Source organism: Virgibacillus sp. (genome assembly GCF_013393565.1).
GTDB classification, from domain to species: Bacteria; Bacillota; Bacilli; order Bacillales; family Amphibacillaceae; genus Virgibacillus; species Virgibacillus dokdonensis.
This window is the reverse complement of the sequence record NZ_JABXHF010000110.1, coordinates 1-8309: the sequence shown is the minus strand read 5'-3', so window position 1 is coordinate 8309 and position 8309 is coordinate 1. Positions and strand designations below refer to the sequence as shown.

At 36.8% G+C, this 8309-nt stretch carries 8 protein-coding genes and 1 riboswitch; of the genes, 1 reads left to right on the top strand and 7 read right to left on the bottom strand.

Features of this window, described 5'->3' with window-relative positions; translation table 11 throughout:
• Positions 1 to 17 precede the first annotated feature (17 nt).
• The 7 genes from HLX49_RS16650 to HLX49_RS16620 form a co-directional block, all read right to left on the bottom strand.
• On the bottom strand, positions 18 to 263 hold the full coding sequence (locus HLX49_RS16650) for a type IV pilus biogenesis protein PilM (protein ID WP_296363298.1): 246 nt from the start codon (positions 261 to 263) through the stop codon (positions 18 to 20).
• A gap of 12 nt (positions 264 to 275) precedes the next feature.
• Entirely contained in the window at positions 276 to 1049 is a 774-nt protein-coding gene (locus HLX49_RS16645; RefSeq protein ID WP_296363296.1) for a prepilin peptidase, read from the bottom strand.
• Positions 1050 to 1163: 114 nt separating this feature from the next.
• Entirely contained in the window at positions 1164 to 1601 is a 438-nt protein-coding gene (locus tag HLX49_RS16640; RefSeq protein WP_296363294.1) for a type II secretion system protein, read from the bottom strand.
• A 231-nt stretch (positions 1602 to 1832) separates the two neighbouring features.
• Positions 1833 to 3047 carry a type II secretion system F family protein gene (locus HLX49_RS16635; protein WP_296363292.1) on the bottom strand — a complete coding sequence of 405 codons (1215 nt, stop codon included), beginning with the start codon at positions 3045 to 3047 and terminating at the stop codon, positions 1833 to 1835.
• Positions 3047 to 4090, bottom strand: a complete 1044-nt coding sequence (locus HLX49_RS16630) for a type IV pilus twitching motility protein PilT (RefSeq protein WP_373687617.1) — start codon at positions 4088 to 4090, stop codon at positions 3047 to 3049. The genes HLX49_RS16635 and HLX49_RS16630 overlap by 1 nt, the downstream gene beginning before the upstream one ends.
• Before the next feature lie 12 nt (positions 4091 to 4102).
• Positions 4103 to 5758 carry a GspE/PulE family protein gene (locus tag HLX49_RS16625; protein WP_296363290.1) on the bottom strand — a complete coding sequence of 552 codons (1656 nt, stop codon included), beginning with the start codon at positions 5756 to 5758 and terminating at the stop codon, positions 4103 to 4105.
• Positions 5758 to 7281, bottom strand: a complete 1524-nt coding sequence (locus tag HLX49_RS16620; protein WP_296363288.1) for a G5 domain-containing protein — start codon at positions 7279 to 7281, stop codon at positions 5758 to 5760. Before HLX49_RS16620 ends, HLX49_RS16625 begins: the two co-directional genes overlap by 1 nt.
• Positions 7282 to 7646: 365 nt before the next feature.
• Positions 7647 to 7730, bottom strand: a riboswitch (cyclic di-GMP riboswitch).
• Between the two features lie 273 nt (positions 7731 to 8003).
• Here HLX49_RS16620 and HLX49_RS16615 point away from each other — a divergent pair.
• On the top strand, positions 8004 to 8237 hold the full coding sequence (locus tag HLX49_RS16615; RefSeq protein WP_296363286.1) for a hypothetical protein: 234 nt from the start codon (positions 8004 to 8006) through the stop codon (positions 8235 to 8237).
• Positions 8238 to 8309: the final 72 nt, after the last annotated feature.

Genomic DNA, 8309 nt, shown 5'->3' with positions numbered 1-8309 from the left:
AGACGAAGAATAACAAGTCAATTCGACACATAAAATCTAACGTCTAGATGTTTTAGCTTCAAGTAGTGGACAATGTCCTTCATAAACTGGTAAAATCTTAGTTCATGGATAATCTGCCCGTGCTGAATTAAATCACGAGGTAACTCTCTTTCTTCTAATAGACGAATCGTCGTTAAATCATGCACTTTATTTTCTGCAATTCTAATAACGTAATCATCAATCATTATATTTACAACACGTTTTGGCTTAGATAGTAAAAACATGTGGTCACCTTCCTACATAGCAATCAAAAACAGCTGAATAAAATCGTTTAACTCATCTGTAAAAAAATAAAAAATCATGGCAGCAATACTAATAAACGGTGCAAATGGCAAAGGCTCTTTTCGTCTCCTCACTTTTCTAGCAATTTGGATCACACCATAAATCAGCCCAAACAAAGAAGCTAAAAAGAGTGTACAAATCACTCCTGCTGTCCCAACAAACATCCCTAAAACGGTGAATAGCTTGATATCTCCACCCCCCATTGCTCCTTTACTTAACAAACTGATAAGAAACAAAAGAAAAAAAGCAACTATAGCGCCAAGATAACTATCCCACCACGGAGAAGTATGCAAAAACAGCCGTAAAACCAACATAAGACAGCCAAAAAAAAGCAGCACTTTGTTTGGAATTATCATGTTTTCTAAATCAGCAACCGTTACTGTAATCAGTAATGAAATAAGCAAGAAAGCTATGACTAGTTCACTCGACCATCCCACTCCAAGTGGAACTGTAACAAATAAAAGCGCTGTAATACACTCGACCAGTGGATATTGAAACGAAATAGGTTCTTGACAACCTTTGCATCGGCCTTTTTGCATAAGAAACGATAAGACGGGTATCAGTTCCATTGCAGTCAGCTGGCGCTTACAGTTCGGGCAGTATGATCTCGGATAGATGATCGATTGATTCGCAGCAAGGCGAATGCCAACCACATTGAAAAATGAACCGAATACTAAGCCGACGATAAACAGATAGATATATAGGAGAGCTTCGATCATTGTCCGCATACCTTTCTCTTTCTATATGTGTTAATATGTCCAGCCTCCTATAATATCAGGGGCTTGGACATATTTAGTTATTAAATAATGTGTAATTAATTCACAAAACGATGTTATAAATCATTAATTACAAGCTTTGCGACCACCATTAAGATCCGCTTCGCTTTTTTTAGTTAATTTACAGTTTTTTCCGTCGAAATTATTAATATAATATTTTTCACCGCTACTTCTTGTTACAATTACACCTTTTCCGTAATCTGTGTTTTTATCATTCCATGGATCCAAAATCTCTTTTTCAATGAAACCTTCTTTCTTTAGATCATCTAATGTTACACCATTTTCACCAATATTCCCGCCAGTAGATTCATGCATTTTCGCAGCGGAAATAATTTGCTGGGCATTTGCCACATGGCTATCCTTTTTCGAGTTTTCAATCACATTACTAATAACAATAAAAGCAATCGCTGCAACAATCGCTAAAATAACGACAACTGCAAGTAATTCCACAAGTGTTAACCCACGTTGATCCAATTTTAATTTTTGTTTCCATTTTTTTAACATCCTGTTTCCACTCCTTAAAATGAATGATATGATGATAGTGTTTCATCACTTGCTCTGCCCTCACTACCACCCCCTTAAAATTAAAATGAATCTTCAATTATCTGAAGTTTCCTTCATCCCTAAATTGATTGTTAGATAAACGGATTGGGAAGTCGGTGTTGAATCCTCCGTCTACGGAGTATATAAAAAAAGAGGTATCAGCCAGTTACACGCATGGACAGACTGCTCTCTCTATTGGATTTCTGTAAAAACAGTAAACATCGGAATAAGAATAGCTAAAACGATAAATCCGACAATCGTGGCAAGAAAAATAATCATAACCGGCTCGATAAGTGATTTCAATGCATCGACGGTGCGATCAACATCCTGTTCATAAAAATCGGCAATTTTCATAAGCATGTAATCGAGTGACCCGGTTTGTTCCCCAATAGCAACCATTTGGGAAACAAGCGGGGGAAATACCCAACTATCAGCTAGTGGCTCCGACAAAGGGCTGCCCCTCTCTAAATTGTCATGCGACTCACGTACCACTTTCCTGATAATTGGATTTCCGACCACTTTTTCAACGATTTCAAGAGCGTCCAAGATGGGAACTGAGCTTGCGAATAACGAAGCGAGCGTCCTAGTCATCCGGGCAATTGCTGACTTTTGTAATACTTTTCCAAAAACAGGTAGCTTTAAGATAACTAGATGCACACCATAATGAAAAGTTTTATTCCGTTTAAATAGCGCAATAAAGGTACTAATACATACCATTAGAATCAATAGCACGAGCCACCATAATTCCTTCACGATCTCACTCAGCTTCATCACTATTTTAGTTATTGCCGGTATTTCTCCATCAAATTGATCGAAAATCGTGACAAAATTCGGAACGACAAAAATTAACATAAAACTTACAACAACTAAGATTAATACGAATAAAATAATTGGATACGTCATCGTTGACTGCACTTTTCGTTTCAATGTATATTGCTTTTCATAGTATGTAGCGAGGCGATCAAGGGTCTCATCGAGATTTCCTATCATTTCGCCGGCACGAATCATGTTAACAAATAACACGGGAAATATTTTCGGCTGTTTTTTAATTGCAGTCGAATACGCTTGTCCCTCTCTCACATCATCCTCCACTTGCAATAATGCCTTTTTTAATGCCTTGCTATCGGATTGCTGAGCGAGAATATTTGTCGCTTCAACAATACTAATACCTGCACGGATTAATGTCGCAAACTGTCGGCAATAAATAACGAAATCACGGTTTTTTACAGAATGCATGGTTAAGGATAAATTCTTATTAAAAATCGTTTCTTTCGTCTCTTTTATTTCTCTTAAGTTAACTCCGCTTTGTTGTAGTTGTTTTATCGCTGCATGTTTAGAAACACTTTCGATCGTTCCACGTTTTACCTTTCCTTTTTTTGCTCGTACTACATATTTATATAGAGGCATTACATAACCCCCGAACGCGACAGATAAGACTTGGCTTCTTCATTGGTAATTTTATTTGCTTGGAGTAATTGGTTTATTGACATTTGCAACGTATGCATCCCCATGCAACGACTCGTTTGAATGACATTTTCAATTTGTTCGACCTTGTCGCTGCGAATTAAGTTAGCGATTGATGGATGATTAATAAGTATTTCCGTTGCCGCAATTCTTCCGCGATGATCCATACTCTTAAATAGTCGTTGCGATAAAATACCTTCTAATACATCCGCTAGTTGTACCCGAATTTGCCCTTGTTGATGTGGTGGAAACACATCAATAATTCGGTTAATCGTTTGGACCGCGCTATTCGTATGCAAAGTTGCCAGTACGAGATGTCCCGTTTCTGCAGCAGTAATCGCAGTTGAGATCGTCTCTAAATCTCGCATTTCTCCAACTAGAAGAATATCTGGATCTTGACGTAAAGATGCCCGCAATCCCTTTGCAAAGCTTTTTGTATCCACGCCAACTTCCCGCTGATGAATGATAGACTGGCTGTGTTGATGAATATATTCAATGGGATCTTCTAATGTAACAATATGCTTTGCATTATGATGATTGATATAGTCAACCATTGCCGCGAGTGTTGTTGTCTTTCCTGACCCAGTTGGACCGGTCACAAGAATAAGCCCATGCGGCCTTAACGCCAATCCTTTTAAAATAGCCGGCATATTTAATTCTTCAAGACTAGGAATGTCATTCGGAATAATCCTGGCTACAAAACTAACTTGTTGTTTTTGATAATATACATTTAAACGAAACCTTCCGACATCCGTAATTTCATAGGAAGCATCCAATTCACCTTCCTTTAAAAATGTTTCCCATTGTTTAGGTGATAACATTTGCTTGGCCATTTCTACAATATTTGTATTGGTTAACCGCCTCTCACCAAATGATGTTAGTACCCCATTGATACGAAAAACTGGAGGACAACCAACAGAAATATGTACATCAGAAGCATAATTGTTAACTGCCGCCTTTAGTAGTTCATTAATATCTAATTGCACTTTGATTCACTCCTATTCTATAGCTGCAACGCGCAATACTTCTTCTGTTGTCGTTAATCCTTGAGCTACCTTCATTAATCCGTCATCAATTAATAACCTTGTTCCTCCACTTTCAATATGCTCGCGAATTGTATTAGCATTTCCTGATTGCATGATTAATGTACGAATTTGTTCATCTACCACCAGTACTTCATGAATGGCTAACCTGCCCCGGTATCCGGTCATGCCACAGCTAACACATCCCTTTCCTTTGACTACCTTAGAAACTTTTATATTTCGCTGTTTAAAAATAGCTTGTTCTCGCTCTGTTGGAGCGATTTCGATTTGACAATCACGACATACTCTTCTAACGAGTCTTTGACCCACCACTCCCGTTAAAGATGACGCAATAAGAAACGGTTCTATTCCCATATCAATTAACCGTGTTAACGCTGCCGGTGCACTATTGGTATGCAACGTACTAAGCACTAAATGTCCTGTTAAAGATGCCCGAATGGCAATTTGTGCTGTTTCTATATCACGTATTTCCCCAACCATGACGATATCCGGATCTTGGCGTAAAATCGACCGCAACCCATGCGCAAATGTCATGCCAATTTGCTCCTTCACTTGAACTTGATTTATCCCATCCAAATGGTATTCCACCGGATCCTCGATCGTGATTATATTTACGTCTTCTTTATTCAAGCGATTTAATGCTGCGTATAAAGTGGAGGACTTTCCGGCACCAGTTGGACCTGTAATTAACACAATTCCATTTGGTTTTTCAATCATACTCGTAAATGCATGTAAATTTGCTTCATTAAAACCCAGCTTATCCAAATCATCAAACGCATTACTTCGATCTAAAATTCGCATAACAATTTTTTCTCCATACATGGAGGGCAGAGTAGAAATACGAATATCGATTGGTTTAAAATCAATATTTACTTGAATTCTTCCATCTTGTGGTAAACGCTTTTCGGTTATATTTAATCTTGCCATTATTTTAATTCTTGCTGTGATAACATTTTGCATATGTTTTGGCAAAGAACGCTCTGTCCGTAATACACCATCGATTCGATAGCGAATTCTCAGCTCCGTTTCTTGCGGATCAAAGTGAATATCACTAACCCGCTGACCGACTCCATTGGCAATGATCTGATTGACAAGCCGAACAATTGGTGAATCTTGATCTGCTATTCCAGTCTCGTCTACTTGCTCTTCCTCCGCCATATCATCAAATACATCAGCCAATGATTCTTGTAAATCATAGTACTTTGTAATCGATTGGAAAATATCATCTTTCGTTGCAATGGCCGGAGTAATTTGATAACCGGTTGCCATTCTCAATTCTTCAATCGCAAAATAATCCATTGGATCTGCCATAGCCACATACAATTTATAATCTTCTGTTCGTATTGGCATTACATCATGACGTCTAGCTAACTCTCTTGGTACAAGTTGAATTGCCTCTTGCTCAATCGAGAATTGCGACAAGTTAATATGAGGTATACCTAACTGAAATTCTAAAACTTCAATTAATTGTTGCTCTGTAATGTATCCTTCGCGTAAAAGTGCATCCCCCAGCTTCTCTTCATTGTCTTTATTGGCTAGTGTCGTATTCAATTGATCTTCCGTTATTAAGTTAGATGCTACTAATAGATCACCTAGTCGTTTTCTTGCCATTACTGCTGCTCCTCTATCTTTCGGTTATCTGTTTTTTTCTCTTTAATGATTAACTGTTCATTTAACTGCTTATCTAATGTTTCCGTTAGTTTCAACCATTCGATAAACAATCCTATTAAATCATCCTGGTCATTTTCACAAAGCATTTGTTTTAACTCAGGCGCTTCATTTAAAAACTCTCCCATTTTATTTTTCACTGTTTCTCCTTCACAGTAATGTTTCTTTACCTTTTCAAATTCTTCTTCTTGTTTAACAGAATCACTTGTATTCAAGGAAAATTCAGGAAGTTCTGCTGTTTCATTAAGATCTTTTGCGATTTCGAGATCTTCAGGTGTGGTCTCATTTGTTTTAGCTAGGTTATCTTGTTGATCTTCATCATTTTTCCTCTCTTGCAAAGAGTAAAGAATAATCTCATGCTTTGGTGGATAATAGTGACTGCGAATGAACTCCCGATCTAATTCGGCATCTCCTTGATAACTCACCCGATAAACATCTAGGCTTGCCCCTGCAACTCCTGCTTGAATTACTTCCTTTTTGCCCGGAGCTAATTTATGACTATATCGTTTTATTGTTTTTGGCTTTATTTCTTTTCGATTGGTAATTTCATAAGCATATCTTTTATCACTTGGAAATGTATGTAATGTAAAATGCAATTGCCTTTTTTTAAACTCAGCTTGAAGTAAATAAGCAGATTGGTTTGGGTTATAAAAGATAAGATTTTTATTTTTCTTATTAACCGTTGCTTCAAGCCCTGCTTCCGTGTAGTCAGGCATTATATTTTTTACGTGATGCTCTATAATCTTTACGTTTGTCTGCAAAGCTAAGCTATAAATGGCTGATGCCAACAGATTTATATCCGTTTGTGAATAAGCTAGAGTATCGTTCATATCAAGCATATCGATAAAGGAAAACCGACTATATGGTTCAATAATTGTTCCATTTATATTATTTGCAGCGTACTCCATGAAAGTTTTTGAATGATTCGTAACATTTAATTTAATATCAGCTACTTTTTCAAAAATTTGTTTGGGATCTTGTTTATACTCCAGTGCTATATTTTCTTTCCCTAGATGACTGGCAACTTGTTCTGCATGTTTAAGAACTGCTTTTACATCGATATATGCCGGTAACATAAGTTCTTCATCAGCTGATAAATTTACTTTTACATTTAGTGGTATATTTACATGATCCGGCTTTCTTAAAAAATTACTCCAACGTCGTTTCGTTTCTGCTTCTAAATCTTTCAATGTATCCTCAATAGAAAAATCAAACATAGCCTTTGGAATTTTCCACTGTTCATATTCACTTTTAGCAATAAGAAAATCACTATCTTGCTGCCATTGTTCCACTTCGGACTCTATTAAAGTGCGAATCTCTTCTTTGGAAAGATCCTGTACTGAAATTCCAGCTATATATTCTCCATCAGCCTTTTTAGGTTCCGCCTGACTAATGGAAAAATAAGCAGCTGCCATACTAATTGAAAAGAAAGTTATTAATGCAAGAATAAATTGTTTTAATTTCATGAATTCATCCCATCACTTTCTAATTTTTATCCCGTTTCTGAGACTCCCTATCAGCTCTACACTAAATAGATAAGTAACTTAACTCTACCTGTTCTCCGTTTGAAGCTCCGTTAGTATAACGTTTTCATTGTATTGTTATTTATCGACAGGGGCTTTAGACTCCTATTTAAAAATGTAGGTTTTCTATAAATTGATAAATATGTATATCTAACCATGTAAACGATCCAAACGATTTGTTTTTTTTTAGAAAAACTTGGCTTATCGTCAAGTCTTTAACGAAAGCTGTAGTTTTTCTTATACTATAAACCCTAAAATTTTATACTTTCCTATAGTACAAAAAAATGCCCCTACATAAATACAATGATTTACGTAGAGGCCGGTTGCACCACTAGCTCCATGCGATCTCAGGCGCCCAATTACAATCGCATATCGTTGCTTCCTCAATATTTATTCACTTTTTTAGTACTTTAGAATCATTTAGTGTATAGGTATATATTACCAACATTCAGCTTTGCTTGTCAATTGTTTATATAAAACATAAAGAAGTATTTTATTAATCGACAATAAAACATATAAATAACACACTTAAAGATTTTTCAAATGTTAATTCTACTTCTGCGTTTAAATTTTTTATATGGAACAAAAGCGTAGGCGATCGGTTAGCAATGTGCAAACCGGAGACTTCTAATAAGATAAAGAAAACATGCCTCTAAAACAGGGGTATGCCGACGCCTGAGCAATCAGCCCGCTTTAGTCGACCTTCCTTTAGATTCGAACCGATGGTGATTTACCGTAGAAAGGAAGATCGAAGTTTGTTAGAAGCACGAACACATAAGCTAGACGAAGTAGCCTTTCAAGAAAATAGCCACGTAGAAACGGATATGTTCATGTTAGAAAAACTTGGCTTATCGCCAAGTCTTAGCGAAAGCTGTAGTTTTTCTTATACTATAAAGTGAAACTTCATTCCGTGGAATGCTTTTTACACGGAATGTTAGTTTGAACGAATCGGGCATTTAGGTGCCGTTTTC